The sequence below is a fragment of the Elizabethkingia miricola genome, from assembly GCF_001675285.1.
GTDB lineage: Bacteria > Bacteroidota > Bacteroidia > Flavobacteriales > Weeksellaceae > Elizabethkingia > Elizabethkingia miricola.
On the sequence record NZ_LSGQ01000004.1, the window covers coordinates 216,516 to 234,096 of the forward strand.

12 protein-coding genes are annotated in these 17,581 nt (G+C 38.6%); 8 read left to right on the forward strand and 4 right to left on the reverse strand.

The genetic code is table 11. The features are described from left to right. Nucleotides 1-233: 233 nt before the first annotated feature. Together ATE49_RS06970 and ATE49_RS06975 are read right to left on the reverse strand one after the other, a co-directional pair. Nucleotides 234-1,058, reverse strand: a complete 825-nt coding sequence (locus ATE49_RS06970) for a tyrosine-protein phosphatase (protein ID WP_081278421.1) — start codon at nt 1,056-1,058, stop codon at nt 234-236. Nucleotides 1,059-1,070: 12 nt separating this feature from the next. Then, on the reverse strand, nt 1,071-3,980 hold the full coding sequence (locus tag ATE49_RS06975) for a TonB-dependent receptor (protein ID WP_065081576.1): 2,910 nt from the start codon (nt 3,978-3,980) through the stop codon (nt 1,071-1,073). Nucleotides 3,981-4,238: 258 nt separating this feature from the next. On the opposite strand from ATE49_RS06975, the gene ATE49_RS06980 reads away from it, so the two are divergent. Beyond that, nucleotides 4,239-5,387, forward strand: a complete 1,149-nt coding sequence (locus ATE49_RS06980) for a helix-turn-helix domain-containing protein (RefSeq protein WP_065081577.1) — start codon at nt 4,239-4,241, stop codon at nt 5,385-5,387. Nucleotides 5,388-5,390: 3 nt separating this feature from the next. Here ATE49_RS06980 and ATE49_RS06985 read toward each other — a convergent pair whose 3' ends face one another. Continuing rightward, entirely contained in the window at nt 5,391-6,365 is a 975-nt protein-coding gene (locus ATE49_RS06985; RefSeq protein WP_065081578.1) for a dipeptidase, read from the reverse strand. 179 nt (nt 6,366-6,544) lie between these two features. On the opposite strand from ATE49_RS06985, the gene ATE49_RS06990 reads away from it, so the two are divergent. From ATE49_RS06990 to ATE49_RS07020, 7 genes are all read left to right on the forward strand, one after another. Then, nucleotides 6,545-6,937, forward strand: a complete 393-nt coding sequence (locus ATE49_RS06990) for a VOC family protein (protein ID WP_065081579.1) — start codon at nt 6,545-6,547, stop codon at nt 6,935-6,937. 24 nt (nt 6,938-6,961) lie between these two features. Continuing rightward, entirely contained in the window at nt 6,962-8,338 is a 1,377-nt protein-coding gene (locus ATE49_RS06995) for a serine hydrolase domain-containing protein (RefSeq protein ID WP_065081580.1), read from the forward strand. A 72-nt stretch (nt 8,339-8,410) separates the two neighbouring features. Continuing rightward, the gene (locus tag ATE49_RS07000) at nt 8,411-8,725 is read left to right on the forward strand and encodes a DUF6660 family protein (protein WP_059155592.1); all 315 of its coding nucleotides are present in this window, start codon (nt 8,411-8,413) and stop codon (nt 8,723-8,725) included. A gap of 172 nt (nt 8,726-8,897) precedes the next feature. Continuing rightward, nucleotides 8,898-13,271 (forward strand): CusA/CzcA family heavy metal efflux RND transporter, encoded by a 4,374-nt coding sequence (locus ATE49_RS07005; protein WP_081278422.1) that lies wholly within the window; start codon nt 8,898-8,900, stop codon nt 13,269-13,271. A gap of 1 nt (nt 13,272) precedes the next feature. After that, on the forward strand, nt 13,273-14,529 hold the full coding sequence (locus ATE49_RS07010) for an efflux RND transporter periplasmic adaptor subunit (RefSeq protein WP_065081582.1): 1,257 nt from the start codon (nt 13,273-13,275) through the stop codon (nt 14,527-14,529). A 257-nt stretch (nt 14,530-14,786) separates the two neighbouring features. Next, nucleotides 14,787-15,677: a bestrophin family protein gene (locus ATE49_RS07015; protein WP_059344308.1), complete on the forward strand. Its 891-nt coding sequence runs from the start codon at nt 14,787-14,789 to the stop codon at nt 15,675-15,677. Nucleotides 15,678-15,688: 11 nt separating this feature from the next. After that, entirely contained in the window at nt 15,689-16,585 is an 897-nt protein-coding gene (locus ATE49_RS07020; RefSeq protein WP_065081583.1) for a cation diffusion facilitator family transporter, read from the forward strand. 342 nt (nt 16,586-16,927) lie between these two features. Here the strand turns inward: ATE49_RS07020 and ATE49_RS07025 are convergent, their stop codons facing one another. Continuing rightward, complete coding sequence (locus ATE49_RS07025) at nt 16,928-17,473, reverse strand: YcxB family protein (RefSeq protein ID WP_065081584.1); 546 nt, start codon at nt 17,471-17,473, stop codon at nt 16,928-16,930. Nucleotides 17,474-17,581 lie beyond the last annotated feature (108 nt).

The window sequence follows — 17,581 nt, forward strand, 5'->3', positions numbered from 1 at the left end:
CAAAAAAATTGAAAAGCCCAAAAACACTTGTTTTAACCTCAAATATAAGCCCTAACAAAATCATAAAAAAAATATAGATTTCACTAAAACAATTGTCCTGAAAAATAGCAAACCCTAACAAAACCAACCTCTACTCTCTTATAAAACACACAAAATTTATAACAAAAAAAAGCATGTCAAGGCATAAAATCTTAACATGCTTAGCTATAAATCGGACGTAAAAATCGGTCTGATTAACGGGTATATTTCTTCTTTAGAATTGCAATTTCATTAGGACCTATTCCCATCTCAATCTGAAAGAAATTCTCTATACTTCCATACTTCTTATCAATACTATTAAAGAAGTTTCTGATAAGCTCAGGACGCAATTCCATCTGCTGTTTTATTTCAGCATCGCTTAATCCGGACATCTTCGAAAGGCCTGTATACATATTCTTCATTGTAGGATTCTTTGCAAGATAGAAGTTAGAGGCAACATAATCATTCTCAATAACATCCTGCGGAACTCCCAGTATTTTCAGAAATAAGGCGGAAGCCATTCCTGTTCTGTCCCGCCCTCCTGTACAATGGTACAAAAGAGCCTCATCAGGTTGCAAGGTCAGCAACTTCACAAACAATGACCTGTACCTTTCTCCAAAGAAAGGTAATCCACCTTCTCCATACATATCGAACAGAAAGTTCTTGTTCTTCAGCATGTTTGCAATGCTTTGTGCATTAGGAAGATCATTACTTCCTGCAGGGCAAAGCAGATAGCTTGTATGATCCGGAAGCCTGTCCGGAGCTTTTTTAGCTTCTTCAACTCCTCTAAAATCTACAACAGTACTTATCTTCTTATTTTTAAAGGTCTTCAGATCACGATCCGACAATTTATCAATTGCATCACTACGGTAAATCTTCCTCAGAACGACTTCTTTTCCATCTGTGGTTTTATAACCTCCTGCATCCCGGAAGTTAAATGCTCCTTCCATTTTCACAACACGACGAAGACTGTCATTGATCTGTCCATACACACTCATACTACATACTGATAATGAAGTTATTAAAATTAGTTTTTTCATATATTATAAATTTTAAAATATTTGCCAACGGATTCCTAATTGCCCTCTGCTTCCATACCACTCATGTGAGGTAATTCTCTTTTTATTATCCCCCATATACTGCCTAAGACTTTCATTACCTAAATTATTGAGCTCAACAAACAGTTTGACGCTTTTGCTAATATCATAACTGGCTGAAAAATCGATTGTAAAATTCTTATCCGACCAGATATAGTACTGTGGCCCAAGGTTCTGATTAATTGTCTCAACCGATTTCCCTCTGTAATTCCCAGCCAGACGAAGCATTAGTTTTTTGTTTTCGTAATACAGAATAGCATTAAAGAGGTTTTTAGACTGATTAGGAAGTGATGTTTTATCAAAATACTGTACACCATTTTTGTCTGTTCTCGGCACTTCTACATTCGAATTGATAAAAGTGTAGTTAAATTCAACCCCGAATCCATTCCAGAACCCCGGCAAGAAGTCAAAACGTTTATTAATTCCGGCTTCAAAGCCTATCAAATTTGAATCTTGTAAATTCTTAGACTGAGTTACCCTGTAGTCTGTACCTCCGATATTCATTACAGAAGTATCTGAAAAAACAATATCCGAGATCTTTTTATAGAACACGCCACCAGAAAGGATGCCTATATTTTTGAAATAATATTCTCCCATAAGATCCAAATTATGACTGAAAGTAGGTCTTAGATCCGGGTTTCCTCTTGTAATAGTAAAAGGATTTGTCGTATTATCTATACTGGATCCGGGCGACATATCTCCAAAATTAGGACGGATAAAAGATCTGGTATAGGCAAACCTCAGATTAGCCTGAGAAGACAGATTATACCGCAAATGAAGCATCGGGAGGAACGCATTATAATTACCCTCTACAACCGACGGACTGATGACAGTTGAATTTCCTTCTTTTGTAGATTTTGCGCCGTTTAAAGTCAGCCTTGTTGTTTCATTTCTGAATCCACCGATAATTTTAAGTTTGTCTCCTGCTTTGATTTCTGCCATTGCATAGGTTGCAAAAACAGATTCTTCACCAGTATAAACACTTGTTGCATTACTTGCCACATTCGAAAAATCTCTGAAACCATTCTTTTGCAAAAACTCTGATGAATACATCTGAAACAACTGATCTTTGGAAGGCGGATTCATCACATATGAGCTGTAATCACCGTTCATCCCATTTAAGAAACGAACCCCTTTAGCCGGTTCTGTTGTAGACAACTGAGAAAGCGCCAGCAAAGCCGGTGCATTTGGAATACCCACTGAGGCTCCAGGCAGATAGACAGCACTGTAACCATAGGTACTATTTCTATCTTTTTCTCTGTATTTAGCCCCGATTCTCAATGTAACATCAGGGCTGATATCATATTTTAAATTCAGCCTTGCAATCTTATCCAGCTCACTATTATCCAGCTTTGCAATAACCAGCTGAGAAAGCAAAAGCTTATCAGGGCTCATTTTTTCATTCTGATCTTTCACATCAAAACCGTAATCCAAATACTCTCCACCAATCCCCTGTGGAGAATCAAATCCCCAATAACGTTTACCATTTGTGAGATTGTTAAAACCACTGGTAATTTTCTGTCTGAATGTTGCTATTGGAAGCCCTTTTGTTTCGTTTGTCGGCGGTGTATTCAGAAAATAGTCTGCTTTATAATTACTGAGCATCCAGTCTAGACTTATTTTTGAAGACAGACTATGTTCACCACCAAGCTCCATTCCGTACAATTCGGTCTGATAGTGGGAATATCTAAAGTTATACTGATACCTGCTATTGGTATAATCTACATAGGATTCATAAACCGGGCGGATATCATCAAACTTATTGAACATTCCCCGGAAGTAGATTTTATTATTTGCATTCAGTTTATACTCAAGCCCGCCATTCAGACCAATAGTTCTTCTTGTTCCCATATACCTCTTCATCATTACAGTACTAATGGATTTTCTTTCAACTTCATTAGTTGCCCCCGTATTGTAAGAAGCATCGAAAGAATCGGCACCCCATTGCCTGTCCCATATAGCACCGGATAGGATTACGCCTAATTTATTCTTGAAAAACCTGTCCCCGTATACTATAGACCCGTTATAGGTTCCGTTGCGCGAAAATGTATTGTAACCACCTGCCCCGCTTACACTTAGCATCTTTTTAGCAGGAGCAGTCCTTGTAATAAAATTAATACTGCCTCCTATAGCATCACCGTCCATATCCGGCGTAACGGCTTTAGAGACCTGCACATACTGTATCAGCTCCGAAGGAACAACATCCAGCACAAAAGATCTGTTCCCTAAAACATTGGCGCTCGGAAGACGATTTCCGTTGAACAATGTCGATGTCCACGCAAAAGGAGTCCCCCTTACTGTAGCCTGATCTGCTTCACCATGATACCTGGCAACAGCTACTCCCTGAACCCTTTGTACTGCTTCTGCTGCATTTCTGTCCGGAAGTTTACCGATAGCATCTGCTGCGATAGCTTCCATAATAGCATTCGAATTTTTCTTTATTTCATAAGCTTTTGCCTGCGTAAGAGCATTAGCCCTTGTAGAGATAACAACTCCTTCAATACTGCTTATTTTATCTTTGCTTTTCTTATCTTCAGGTTCTATACTCACATAGCCTATATCGTTTGTTCCTTCCTTCAATACAACAGATAATGTTTGGGTCTGATAACCAATATATTCTACTTTCAACTTAACCTCACCAAGTCTTGGCGAAAGCAAATTAAAATCACCATCCAAAGACGAAACAGCCTTAGCATCAGCATCTATAATAGATATATTAGCACCCGGAAGCGCTCCGTTTACTTTGCTAACCACAGTTCCTTTAATCGTCTGTGCATGAATACTTCCAAAAGATGCAAGCAAGAAGAACACCGATACTTTAATCGCTCCTCTTTCCCATTTGTGAAAACCAGTAGAATCTTTCATATTTTTTATTTTGAAGCAAAATTGAAGTTCCTGTCTCTTCATTTCGTCCCTCAGAAAAAATCACGATTCCAGAAGTATCACTCGTTGGAAAAACACTAGTACAATACTAACAATCAATAAGTTAAATGGTTTTAATTATTTGTTATTTAATTATGAACTCAATATTAACACCAGCGCAGCATTTTTAATAGATAAATAATAATCAAATAATGATAGTGTAATATTTATGTCCTTCCTTTGTAACAGAGCAAGGAGAATATGCAATATATAGTTATTATCGGCGCTTTTCAGGCATTAATATCACTTTGGTTTTTAAGAGCCAGAGAAAAGAAAGCTATCTCCAACAGCCTTTTTATTATTCTTCTTTCTGCTATTGCTGTCCATCTGATTATTAAGTTTGTCATCTTCAAATTCATACCAGACGAGAGTATCAAACAACAAATGAATACTTTTATTTCTGCATGCTATGGACCTTTGGTGTACCTCTATACGCTGACTAAATCTACAAAAGACTTTAATATTGCGGCCAAATGGTATATTTTCATCCCATTTTTTGTTCTGATGATTGGTTATTTTACGATTTCAGGTGTTTTCATCATTATTGACAGGGTGGATCAAAAACTACTTGATACATACAACAATATCAGTATGATTGTATTATTTGCCATCAATTTATATTATCCCCTGAAAAGTATATTTATTGCAAATAAGACACACAACAGAACCCTTAGTAACAGTGACTATTCCATTATTATCAGAATCTCCGGCTGCCTGCTACTAATGGATTGTATCGTTATTATTTCCAAAGTCTTACTCCATATTCTGCCTCAGGACACACAGATTATTAATGATATTGTAAGAAGTGCAGCTTACATACTTCTCTTAATTATATGCCTTCTTATTCTGAGAAAAAATCTTGTACAGGAAAACGTTTCGCATACTTCTACCAATACATTCGAAAGCCTGCTTTTACCAGCTAACAATCAGACAGAAACAGTTACAGAAAATAAAACCATAGATTATGAATCCCGATTTCGGGAGCTATGGGAAAAACTGGATAATTTGGTCGTTAAACAGCAGCTGTTCAGAAATTATGACCTTACGCTGGATCTGCTCTCTGCACAGACCAGCATCAACAAATATCAGATCAGCGAAATGCTTAATGGATACAAGCACAAATCTTTCTATTCTTACATCAATGAATACAGAATAGAATACTTTAAACACATCGTTAATAAGGCCATAGAAAAGGATGAGGACATCAATTTCCTTTCCCTGGCTTATGAAGCCGGATTTAAATCCAAGTCCTCATTTAACCGCTATTTTAAAGAGATCAACGGCGAGACACCTTCCGAATATTATAAAAATATAGTCCAGCAGAAAACCGAGGATCCTGCTGTTTTTTAGAAACTACTCCCACAATTCACGTATAAAGCGCAGTGCATTCTGATGACTGATTTTACCTATAATTTCTGGCTCATATACTTTCATTAGCCCCTCATTGATTGTATTATAAGCAGTAGCATCATCTATTCCTTCAAAGAAAAAAGGATATCTCGACTTATCCGGATGATCCTTATCATAGAAGAAATCACCACCATACGCCAGATTATTTTCAGCTCCCAACTCTATTCCATAGGCAATATGATCATAGATAACCTCCGGATTGGTTTTATGGATATAATCTTTAATGAAATTGATCCCGATCAGCCCCTTTCTGGCAATCAGTTCTTTAACCAATTCATCAGGGAGATTCCTGTTATTAGGGTATACAGAACGGAAATTAGAATGACTTGCCAGAATAGGAATTTTATAATTCCGTTGTGCAGTATAATTGAAAATATCATGTGCCAGCTGGTCGCTTGTATGTGCCAGATCTATAGCTATTTTTTTATCCGACAGATAATCTATCAGTACCTTACCATCGCCCTTCAGACCCGCCTGAGAAAAGTTACCGCCACCAAAGCGGTTTTCATGGTGATGTGTGATTCCTATATAGAAAATACCCTTTGTATTCTCAATAATCTTTTCAAGGTTTTCGAATCCTTCATCCAGATTCATATCTTCTTCACAGAAGTTAGAGGCATTTTCCAGTGACGCTATAACGCCCACACCTTTTTGATTCTCCGGATTGCTTAAAGCCTCTTTATCAAACAGATAAAAACCTTCTTGTCGGGTAAGTTCAGCAAAAATTTCACTCTGCTTCAATCCCTCTCCCCTACTCCCTTTCGCCGTTGCAGTATACAAAGCCATTACCTGCAGCAGCACATTTCCTTCTTTCAGAAAAGGCAACGAACAGCCAATTTCCCCGTCATCAATTCTGGTTTCAGGTCTTAGCAGATAATACAACAGATCACAGTGAAGGTCTATATTATAGTTTTTCATAATTATAAGTCTTAGGGAGAATAAAATTCATATATAAAATCCAAATATACAAGATACAGTATAGATACAGTCTATATATTTAGTCCAAGCACAACTATATAATTTGAAGTGATACCCCCCTGATTTAAAAGAATTTTATTTAACTTTACGACATTAATAATACATCAATCCAAAGTCTAATGATAAAGCTCGGATATACTATTTTCTATGTTAAAAATGTTTCAAAATCAATTGAATTCTACGAAAAATCATTTGGATTTGAAAGAAAATTTATAACACCGGAAAATGATTATGGCGAGCTCAATACAGGTGAAACAAGCATTGCCTTCGCCTCTTTAGAACTGGCAAATACTAACCTTGCTGATGGCTTTACACCAGCAAACCTCAATAACAAACCATTTGCAACAGAGATCGGGTTAATTACCGATAATCCCGAAAATACAGTTCAGCAATCCTTACAATACGGAGCAACACTTGTTCAGGAACCTCTACAAAAACCCTGGGGACAGACTGTTGCTTACATCAGAGATATAGACGGATTCCTTATAGAAATTTGCAGCCCAATGCTGTAGCACTTTTAACACCAAAATTACCTTATGAAAACAGCATTACTTATTTGTCTTACATTCTCCGGAATCATTTTCTCCCAGACGCAGAAAGCTCAAAAAATACAAGCTGTATTTGAAAAAGCAGCAGCAAACGGACTTTTTAATGGTAACGTTTTGGTTGTAGATCATCATCAGGTGGTTTACAAAAAAGCAATTGGCTACACCGATGCTCATAAAAACACTCCACTGACTACCGACTACAGGTTTCACATAGGCTCTATTTCCAAAGAATTCAATGCCGTAGGTATTATGCTGTTACAGGACAGAGGCAAGCTGAAACTGACTGATAACGTATCTCAGTACTTGCCTGAGCTTCCGGCCTGGAGCAAAAGCATCACCATAAGGGATTTACTAGGCTATACCAGTGGTATTCCCGATGTTCAGTGGAAAAGTGTAAAATCCGATCAGGAAAACATGGACAATCTGATAAAAACAGAAAAATTAGATTTTGAACCAGGTACGCAATACGCCTACAACAACAATAATGTATTCTTACAACGCAGGATTATCGAACGCATTACCGGACTTTCATTTAATGATTTTGTATATAAAGAATTACTTATTCCCAACAAAATCACCCATGCTATAATTGACCCTACAGAAAAAGAACCATTAGTAGCACGTGCTTTTGATGATAAAGGGCAGCAAGATCCTATGGATCTTCCCATTTCCGGATGGACAGCGGTTAATCTCGACGACTTCTATCAATGGTCTCAAAGCATAGTTAACTTCAAAATTATATCTCCGGAATCTACCCGCTTCCTCCTGATACCTTATTCACCAAGCAAACAATCCGGACTGGGCTCTAAAGGCCAAATGGCAGGCAATAAGATTATTCATTACGAACACGATGGTACTGCACGAAACTATCAGGCATTACTTGTATGCAGCCCGGAAGAAGGCAGAGCTATTATTCTGATGACCAATAACAAGCAAAATAATCTGTTTAATTTCAACCTGGCTATTCAGAATATCCTTGACGGAAAACCTTACAAACAAATCAAAAAGCAGGTAATGCCATTGCTGCAAAACGATATAGACCAGTTACACGGTAAAGAGATCATTACCCGCTATCTGCAGCTAAAAAAACAATATCAGGACAGCTATGCTTTTGACAGCGAAGATAGTCTGAATACTCTTGGCTATTACCTGCTCAATAAAAAGCGTACAGATGATGCTATCGAGGTTCTTCAATACAACACCCTGCTTTTCCCAAAATCAGGCAATGTATTCGATAGTCTGGGTGAAGCTTATCTCACCAAAGGAGACCATCCCAATGCACTAAAGAACTACAAACGAGCTGTAGCACTGGACCCTGCAAATGAGAATGCTAAAAATATTATCAATAAGATTGAAAACAAATAAGTTTAACTGATTTATAACAGTATTAACATATACACTTTACAAAATTTCAAAAAAAGTATGTAAGTTTGTAACGTGAAGCATTTAGGACTTATACTTGCTGTATTTTTTACATTCCTGCTCACTGTATCCTGCAGTGACGCATCGGTCTATACAGGCAGTACACAAACCACAGTCCAGAAAGATTCACATTCTCAGGACGATTACCATAGCGATTTATGTTCACCGTTTTGTACATGTTCATGCTGCGGTATGCACATTACAGCAACCAATTTTGCTGCTCTCAGCATCAGTACCGTTTCACCGGTGTATTATGATAAAATCGTTAGTTCGCCTGTTATGTCAGCATTCGATATCACTTACGGAATCTGGCAGCCTCCCAAAATTTAATTTTTAATCATTTAATGGCCATTTTGTGGCCATCAGGAATTGCTACAGAAACTTTGCAATAGTGTTGCACGGTCATTCTGTTGAATCTTTGCAGTACCATCAGTTAACTTTCATACTCAGGTTTGAAACTGATACTGTGGACGTTAAATCATTAAAAATTAAATTATAATCCGTGTTAGATAAAATCATCAAATTTAGTATCAATAACAAAATTGTTATTGGTATTATGACACTCTTACTGGTGATCTGGGGGGTATGGAGCGCTACAAAGCTTCCGATAGATGCCGTACCGGATATTACCAATAATCAGGTACAGATTATTACTGTAAGTCCTACTCTTGCAGGCCAGGAAGTAGAACAACTTGTAACCTTCCCAATAGAACAAAGTATTGCCAATGTACCGGGCATACACGAAACAAGAAGTATTTCACGCTTTGGACTGTCTGTTATTACTGTTGTATTTAACGAAAATGTAGACATTTATTTTGCCCGACAGCTTATAGGTGAAAGGCTAAAAACAGCTTCCGAAGAAATTCCGAAAGGTGTGGGAACTCCCGAGCTGGCACCCGTAAGTACAGGACTGGGGGAAATATACCAGTACATTCTGCACCCTAAAAAAGGAAGTGAGAAAAAATACAGCGCCAAGGATCTTCGTACTATGCAGGACTGGATTGTCCGCAGACAGCTAAACGGAACACCCGGCGTAGCAGAAATCAACAGCTTTGGCGGCGAGCTAAAGCAATATGAAGTAGCCATAGACCCTAACCGTTTGCGGGCGATGGGCATTAGTGTTACCGACATCTTCAATGCACTGGAAAAGAATAACCAGAATACCGGAGGTGCTTATATAGACAAAAAACCCAACGCCTATTTTATACGTGGTATTGGCCTTGTTACATCATTGGATGATGTTAAAAATATAGCCGTAAAAGACGAAACCGGCAGTGTCCCAATTTTTATAAAAGACGTTGCCGATGTACGTTTTGGCAGCGCTGTACGTTATGGTGCTTTAACCTACAACGGAAAAGTTGATGCTGTAGGTGGTATTGTTATGATGCTGAAAGGTGCTAACAGTAACGAAGTCGTAAACAATGTAAAAGCTAAAATCCCGACCATTCAGAAGTCTCTTCCGGATGACGTTGTTATAGAACCATTCCTGGATCGTACAGATCTGGTAGAAAGAGCAATAGGTACTGTAGAAAAGAATCTTATTGAAGGAGCTCTTATTGTAATTTTCGTACTGGTTGTATTCCTTGGGAACCTCAGAGCCGGCCTTATCGTAGCTTCTGCTATTCCGTTGTCTCTGTTGTTTGCCTTAGGAATGATGAATGTTTTTGGCGTTAGTGCCAACCTGATGAGCCTTGGAGCGATAGACTTCGGTCTTATTGTAGATGGTGCTGTTATTATTGTAGAGGCTACACTCCACCACCTCGGCCTCAGAAAGTCCGTCAACAGGCTTACCCAAAAAGAAATGGATGAAGAGGTATTCCTTTCAGCTTCCAAAATCAGAAGCAGCGCCGCCTTTGGTGAGATTATTATCCTTATCGTATATATTCCGATCCTTACCCTTGCAGGTGTGGAAGGTAAAATGTTTACACCAATGGCTAAAACAGTAGGTTTTGCTATTCTGGGTGCCTTAATCCTCTCTTTGACATATATCCCTATGATGAGTGCTTTGTTCCTTTCTAAGAAAATCTCTCACAAAGAAACTTTCTCGGATAAGATGATGAATAAACTACAAAGTATTTATCAGCCTTTACTATTGAAAGCAATTAAAATAAAATACTGGCTGGTAGCAGGTACTGCTTTTATATTCTTTGGTACGCTTATCATCTTTAAAAATATGGGTGGCGAGTTTATACCTCAGCTGCAGGAGGGTGACTTTGCTTATCACTGCATTCTTCCACAGGGAAGCTCACTTAGCCAGAGTATCGAAACCTCTATGCAGGCATCGCGAATCATCAAAAGCTTCGATGAAGTAAAAATGGTAGTCGGAAAAACCGGTGCTGCCGAAGTACCTACTGACCCCATGCCGCCTGAGGCCACAGATATGATTGTCGTCCTGAAACCACAAAGCGAATGGAAAACCAAAAAGTCTTATGATGAACTGGCTGATGAGATCAGTGAGAAACTGGAAACTATTCCGGGTGTATTCTTTGAAAAAAACCAACCTATCCAGATGCGTTTCAACGAATTAATGACGGGTATCCGCCAGGATGTAGCGGTAAAGATATTTGGTGAAAACCTGGATTCCCTTGCTGTATATGCCGATAAGGTAGGTAAAGTGATTCAGACCGTTCCCGGAGCTACTGCGCCGCAAATTGAAAGAGTAAGCGGTCTCCCACAGATCAATGTACAATACGACCGTACCCGCATGGCCAACTACGGACTCAGCATTCAGGATGTCAACGATGTCCTCAGTACTGCCTTTGCCGGTAAAGCAGCAGGACAGGTTTATGAAAACGAGAGAAGATTCGATCTTGTTGTACGTTTGGATAGCCTTCGCCGTACCAATATAGACGATGTAAACAACCTGATGATCTCCACAAAATCTGGTTTACAAATTCCACTTTCACAGGTGGCCAACATCGATTACAAATTAGGTGCAGCGCAGATAAGCCGTGAGGACGGAAAACGAAGAATTGTAATCGGATTCAATGTAAGCGGTCGAGACGTTGCCAGCGTTGTAAAAGATATTCAGCAAAAACTGGATAAAGAAATAAAACTCCCTTCCGGTTATTACTTTACCTACGGAGGTCAGTTCGAAAACCTTAAAGAAGCCAGTGACCGGCTTATGATTGCTGTACCCATCTCATTACTTTTAATTTTTATGCTGTTATATTTCACCTTTCACTCCTTCAAACAGGCCGCTTTAATCTTTACAGCGATCCCGATGAGTGCTATTGGTGGTGTATTTGCCCTTCTGATTCGGGGAATGCCTTTCAGCATCAGTGCCGGAATCGGATTTATTGCCCTGTTTGGTGTTGCGGTTCTTAATGGTATTGTTCTCATAGGCACCTTTAACCAGCTGAAAAAAGAAGGTGAAACCGATGTTCTGAAAAGAGTTATTGAAGGAACCAAAACCAGACTTCGTCCGGTTCTGATGACCGCTACCGTGGCTTCTATAGGTTTCCTGCCAATGGCTATATCTACAGGAGCAGGTGCCGAAGTCCAAAAACCTCTGGCCACCGTAGTTATCGGCGGACTGATTACAGCAACTTTCCTTACCCTATTTGTACTCCCTATGTTATATATTATTTTCAGTGAAAAAGTAAAGGGTCGTATTCTAAAGATGAAACCTAAGGCTACTGTAATCATACTATTCATTATGTTATCAGGATTGGCAGGACAAGGTATGAAAGCTCAGACCAGAACTATCGATATTCAGCAGGCCACACAGATAGCTGTAGAAAACAATCTGTTGATGAAGTCTAAGGATCTGAATATTATGACTTCCAAAGCACTAAGGCCTACGGCCAAAGAGCTTCCACAGCTAAGCGTATCTACACAGCTGGGGCAATACAACAGTCCGAAGTTCGACAATTCATTTGCGATCTCTCAGACAGTACCCTTCCCTACGATCTTCAAGGCGAGAAAGGAGCTGATAGAGTCCAACATCAAAAGCAGACAGATTGAGAAAGAAGTCTCCATAAATGAATTGTTGAGACAGGTAAGATCTTATTATTACCAGATTGAATACCTTCAGTTTAATAAAACCAAACTGGAGAGCCTGGACAATCTCTATCAGGATTTCATTCGTATCGCTACTGTAAGGTATAATGCCGGCGATATCAAGAAGATTGAAATCAGCACTGCAGAAACCCAAAAAGGTGAAATCAACTTATTGCTTAAACAGAACCAGGTCTATCTGGACAATGCTTACAAGAATCTGAAAACCTTACTGAACACTTCAGAATCTATAGAAGTAGCTCCTAAAGAGGCGTATCTCCCTTTAAAAATAGATTATGTTCTGGACAGTAGTGTAATTGCCAATAATCCATCGGTAAAAGCTTTTTATCAGGAAATGGAAATTGCTGAGAAAAACAAAAAAATAGAAAAAGCTCAGGGCTTACCGGAATTTACATTAGGTGTTACCAGTCAGTCGCTTACGGGTATGCACCCAACCAATAATGGCGGTGAAAAATACTACAATGGCTGGAACCGTTTTAACTCGGTAAATGTTGGTGTAAGTATTCCTCTTACTTTTGGTGCTACCAAAGCCAGAATACAATCACTGGAATACCAAAGACAGGCTGCGGAAAACAACGCCAGGCTGCAGCAGCAACAACTTACTACACAGTTTGATACTGCTATGCGCCAATACCAACAGGATGTGGATCAGTACAATTATTATGTGCAACAAGCCATTCCTAATGCCGAAAAAATTGCTAAAGCAGCACAACTCGGTTACCGCACCGGAGATATTTCTTATGTAGAATATCTTTTCGCCCTGCAGACAACAACCAATATCCAGCTGAAATATCTGGAATCCATACAGCAAGTAAACCAATCTGTGGTTATTATTAATTCTATAATTAATCAATAAAATGAAACTGAAACAAACCATAATTTACCTGATAACCGCTTCTTTAATTTTCACCAGCTGTGGTAAAAAAGAAGCTGCTCCCGAGGCTAAGACTGAACAGCCGGCAAAAGCTAAGGATCATGAAGAGGCAGCACCTACTATTGCCAGCCTTACTGAAGATCAGATCCAGTCAGTAGGTGTTACTACAGGTCCAATAGAAATGAAGGAACTAACGGCTACTGTAAAAGCCAATGGTCTGCTTCGTGTTCCCAATAACAATAAAGCTACTGTAGCAGCTCTTTTCAGCGGGGTTGTAAAAACACTTAATATTCTGGAAGGTGACTATGTTCGCAAAGGCCAGGTTATTGCCACCATTGCCAACCCGGAATACATCCGTGTACAGGAACAATATCTTACTACTATCAGCAGAATTGCTTTTGCCGAACAGGAATACAGAAGACAAAATGAATTGTATACTAACGATGCGGGAACCAAAAAGAATTTGCAGAGTTCTTCTTCCGAACTCAGAACATTGTCTACCCAAAAGGCTTCTTTAGCGCGACAACTGCAAATGATGGGTATCAATCCGGCTTCTGTCACCAATGCAAGTATGAGAACAGGTTTGGCTATTACTGCTCCTATCAGTGGGACAATTAGTAATATCAGAGCGCAGATTGGCAGCTATGTAGATGTATCTGCCCCTGTTGCCGAAATTATAGACAACACTTCGCTTCACCTGGATTTACAGGTTTTTGAAAAAGACCTGCCAAGAATGCGTATTGGTCAGATTGTACACTTCAAACTCACTAATAATCCTGAAACAGAATACGATGCTAAGGTATACAGCATTGGATCTTCCTTTGAGAACGAAAGCAAAACAATTGCAGTACACTGTACTGTAATCGGTAACAAAACCGGACTTATCGACGGGATGAACATTACCGGAGTGGTGAGCCTGGATCACAGTACAACACCTGCTATTCCAACCGAAGCTATTGTAGAGGCTGATGGTAAATTCTATGTCTTTATACAGACGAATAAAAAAGCAGAAGCACATGAGGAAGCAGCATCAGAGGATAAAAAAGAAGCTGCTCCTGCGGAGAAATCACATGCCAAAACCACCAACTTCGAAAAAGTAGAGATTATAAAAGGAACATCCGATATGGGATATACGGCAATAACGCCTGTAGGCCAACTTCCGCCTGATGCTAAAGTTGTCGTAAAAGGAGCCTTCTTTGTCAATGCTAAGCTTACCAATGTTGGTGAGCACGAACATTAAAATAAATTTACATTAACCCAAAAACACACATTTAATTAATGTAAACATGTCAGTCCGGGTAAATCAGGTGTAATATTTTGAAGCATTTTTATAATTGAATATGGTTTCAAAAGTTTAATTTTATATTGTTTAGTATTATTAATTATTACGCTATAATTATCATTTATCGTCATTTCCATTAAACACCCGGACTGACATTTTTTTTAATAAAAAAACGCCTTTTATTTTATACATCACAAACAATAACAAAACACACTATGCTGCTAAAAAAGAAAATATCCATCTGGTATTTCATTAATTTAATCAAATCCCAGTTATTACTGATCTCCATGTTTGCAATCGCTATTGGTATTTTAGATCAGCTGCCGGCCTTTCAGAAAATATCACTTCCCCTTGCTATTCCGGCATTGGTAGGTACAGCTGTATCTCTCCTGCTGGCTTTCAGGATTTCACAGTCCTATGAAAGATGGTGGGAAGCCCGTATGATATGGGGAGCCATTGTAAATGATTCCCGCACATTTATCCGTCAGATTACCCAGGCACTTCCTTTGGGAAGTGAAACTATTATTCAGGAATTTGCACAGCGTCAGATTATCTGGAACTATGCTCTTGGAGAATCCCTCAGAAAGCTCCCTTTCTCGGATCGTGTTCAGGATTATCTTATCGATCACAGAATAGAAGCGACTAATATTCCCAATGCTTTACTGGATGAACATTCTTTACAGCTAAAGAAATTGGCAGACAAAGGGCTGATCAGTGAGTTCAGACTCATACAGTTGAATGAAACATTAGCACGTTTATGCGACAGCATGGGAAAATGTGAAAGAATCAAAAACACGGTATTTCCACGTTCTTACAGCATTTTGGTACATAGCCTTATCTATGTATTCGCTGCCATTTTGCCATTTGGATTCGACGATTCTCAGCTTTCTTTGTTAATCATAGAAATTGGAATCACCATCCTGATCCCTACCCTCTTTATTGCTATTGAAAAAACAGCTATTATCATGCAGGATCCGTTTGAGAATACGCCTGTAGATACACCGATGACTTCTCTGGCACAGACCATAGAAATCAACCTGAGAGAAATGATTGGAGAGCAAAATGTACCGCAGAAAAAGAGAAATCCTTTATACTACGAAATGTAATACCAAACACCATGAGTGAAACGAATATACAAACAGCCTCAGCCTCCAGTAGGCACAAAAAAAACTTACTGATTGTACTTTCCTTCAGTGGTCTTTACCTTATCGCTGAAGTCATTGGTGGAATTATCACCAATAGTTTGGCCCTGTTAGCCGATGCAGCTCATATGCTTACCGATGTTGTAGGCCTCTTACTGGCTTATATTGCCATCCGGATTGGTGAACGAAAAGCGACATCTTCCAAAACTTTTGGCTATTACCGTACAGAGATATTAGCCGCAGTAATCAACGCTGTAGTCCTTTTAGGAATTTCCATTTATGTGCTTTACGAAGCTTATCAGCGCTTCCTGAACCCGCCGGAGGTACAGAGCAAAGCCATGCTTATCGTAGCCGGAATTGGCCTTTTAGTAAATATTGCCGGGATGATGATCCTTAGAAAAAGCTCTGGCGACAGTCTGAATATGAAAGGTGCCTACTTTGAAGTATTATCAGACATGCTGACCTCTGTCGGGGTAATGATTGCCGGTGTGGTTATGCTGACAACAGGTTGGTACTATGCCGATCCGCTGATCTCTGCGGGTATTGGCCTACTAATCTTCCCGAGAACATGGCGACTTCTGATGGAAGCTATTCATATATTATTGGAAGGTACTCCTAAAGATGTAGACATTAATGAACTGCGCAGTACCATGGAAAAAGTTCCGGGTGTTAAAAGCCTGCACGATTTGCATGTATGGTCGCTAACTTCTGGTATCAACGCTATGAGTGCCCATGTTGTCTCTGACCAAAGCATTCCGCATAATCAAATGCTTCGGATACTCACCGATCAGGCCACCAGCAATTTCAAAATTAGCCATACTACCTTCCAGATCGAAGATGAAGGCTATGTCGAAAGTGAAATGCACGATTAAAATCCAAAAATTCAGATATACAAAAAACCTTTCAGTACTCCTGAAAGGTTTTGTTTTTATAATATACTAGATTTGTAAATATGCGAATTTATGTAACCGTTGATTTACTTGTACAGTTTTACAATTATAATATGTCAATGAGTTAATTTGTGAATTCGTGTAATCGTTAATTCGTATATACAGTTTTACAGTTGCACAATTACACGGTTTTACAATTATAATATGTGAATGAGGTAATACAATTAAACGGTTACACAGTTTAACAACTAACAACTAACAACTAACAACTAACAACTAACAACTAACAACTAACAACTGACAACTGACAACCAGCAACCAATCCTATCTCCACTTCCAGTTGAGTTCCTGTTGTAACTGAATATTATAATCTTTAGACAATCTGCTGATTACCTGATTAAATTCCTGAAAGTTCTGAATAGCACTTTTAGGCACAATGAATCTTTCACCGGTTTTCATTTTAAAGAAATAATAGGTATTAATTTCCTCTACAAGTTCTATATTGGGATATTTAAACTTTGCTTCAGCATTAGGCTCTGTCAGAATAACATCGTGAGAGCCAAATACAGTCTTATAGTTAACCCCTATCCTGTTTTTAAGATTAGTTCTTATATTCTTTAAGTAAAATTTTTCATAACGCTTACGTTCATAGTAATATATATAAATAAGTGTAACAGTAATAGCTGCTGCTATAAAAACAAACAAAGAAATGATGCTCATACTAAACATAAGCAACGAACAAATTATGTAGATTATAATCAGAAGCCATAATACCCTTTGTCGCTGCTGCTTTATAACCTGATTTTTAGATGCAGCATACATATACAATTGTAAATAATCCTGTTCCTCTAGCTTATAATTTAATTCCATGAATCCTCGTATTAGTGAATATTCGGGCAAAAATAAGATAAAATTATTTCAAATTGAAGAAGCAGCCATTTGAAAATTTACAAATATGAAGATTAGAAATAAAAATCA

Bases quoted from the DNA above. Each gene is read 5' to 3' on its own strand.
- ATE49_RS06970 (WP_081278421.1), bottom strand. From the start codon at position 1,058: ATGAAAAAACTAATTTTAATAACTTCATTATCAGTATGTAGTATGAGT.
- ATE49_RS06975 (WP_065081576.1), bottom strand. From the start codon at position 3,980: ATGAAAGATTCTACTGGTTTTCACAAATGGGAAAGAGGAGCGATTAAA.
- ATE49_RS06980 (WP_065081577.1), top strand. From the start codon at position 4,239: ATGCAATATATAGTTATTATCGGCGCTTTTCAGGCATTAATATCACTT.
- ATE49_RS06985 (WP_065081578.1), bottom strand. From the start codon at position 6,365: ATGAAAAACTATAATATAGACCTTCACTGTGATCTGTTGTATTATCTG.
- ATE49_RS06990 (WP_065081579.1), top strand. From the start codon at position 6,545: ATGATAAAGCTCGGATATACTATTTTCTATGTTAAAAATGTTTCAAAA.
- ATE49_RS06995 (WP_065081580.1), top strand. From the start codon at position 6,962: ATGAAAACAGCATTACTTATTTGTCTTACATTCTCCGGAATCATTTTC.
- ATE49_RS07010 (WP_065081582.1), top strand. From the start codon at position 13,273: ATGAAACTGAAACAAACCATAATTTACCTGATAACCGCTTCTTTAATT.
- ATE49_RS07015 (WP_059344308.1), top strand. From the start codon at position 14,787: ATGCTGCTAAAAAAGAAAATATCCATCTGGTATTTCATTAATTTAATC.
- ATE49_RS07020 (WP_065081583.1), top strand. From the start codon at position 15,689: ATGAGTGAAACGAATATACAAACAGCCTCAGCCTCCAGTAGGCACAAA.
- ATE49_RS07025 (WP_065081584.1), bottom strand. From the start codon at position 17,473: ATGGAATTAAATTATAAGCTAGAGGAACAGGATTATTTACAATTGTAT.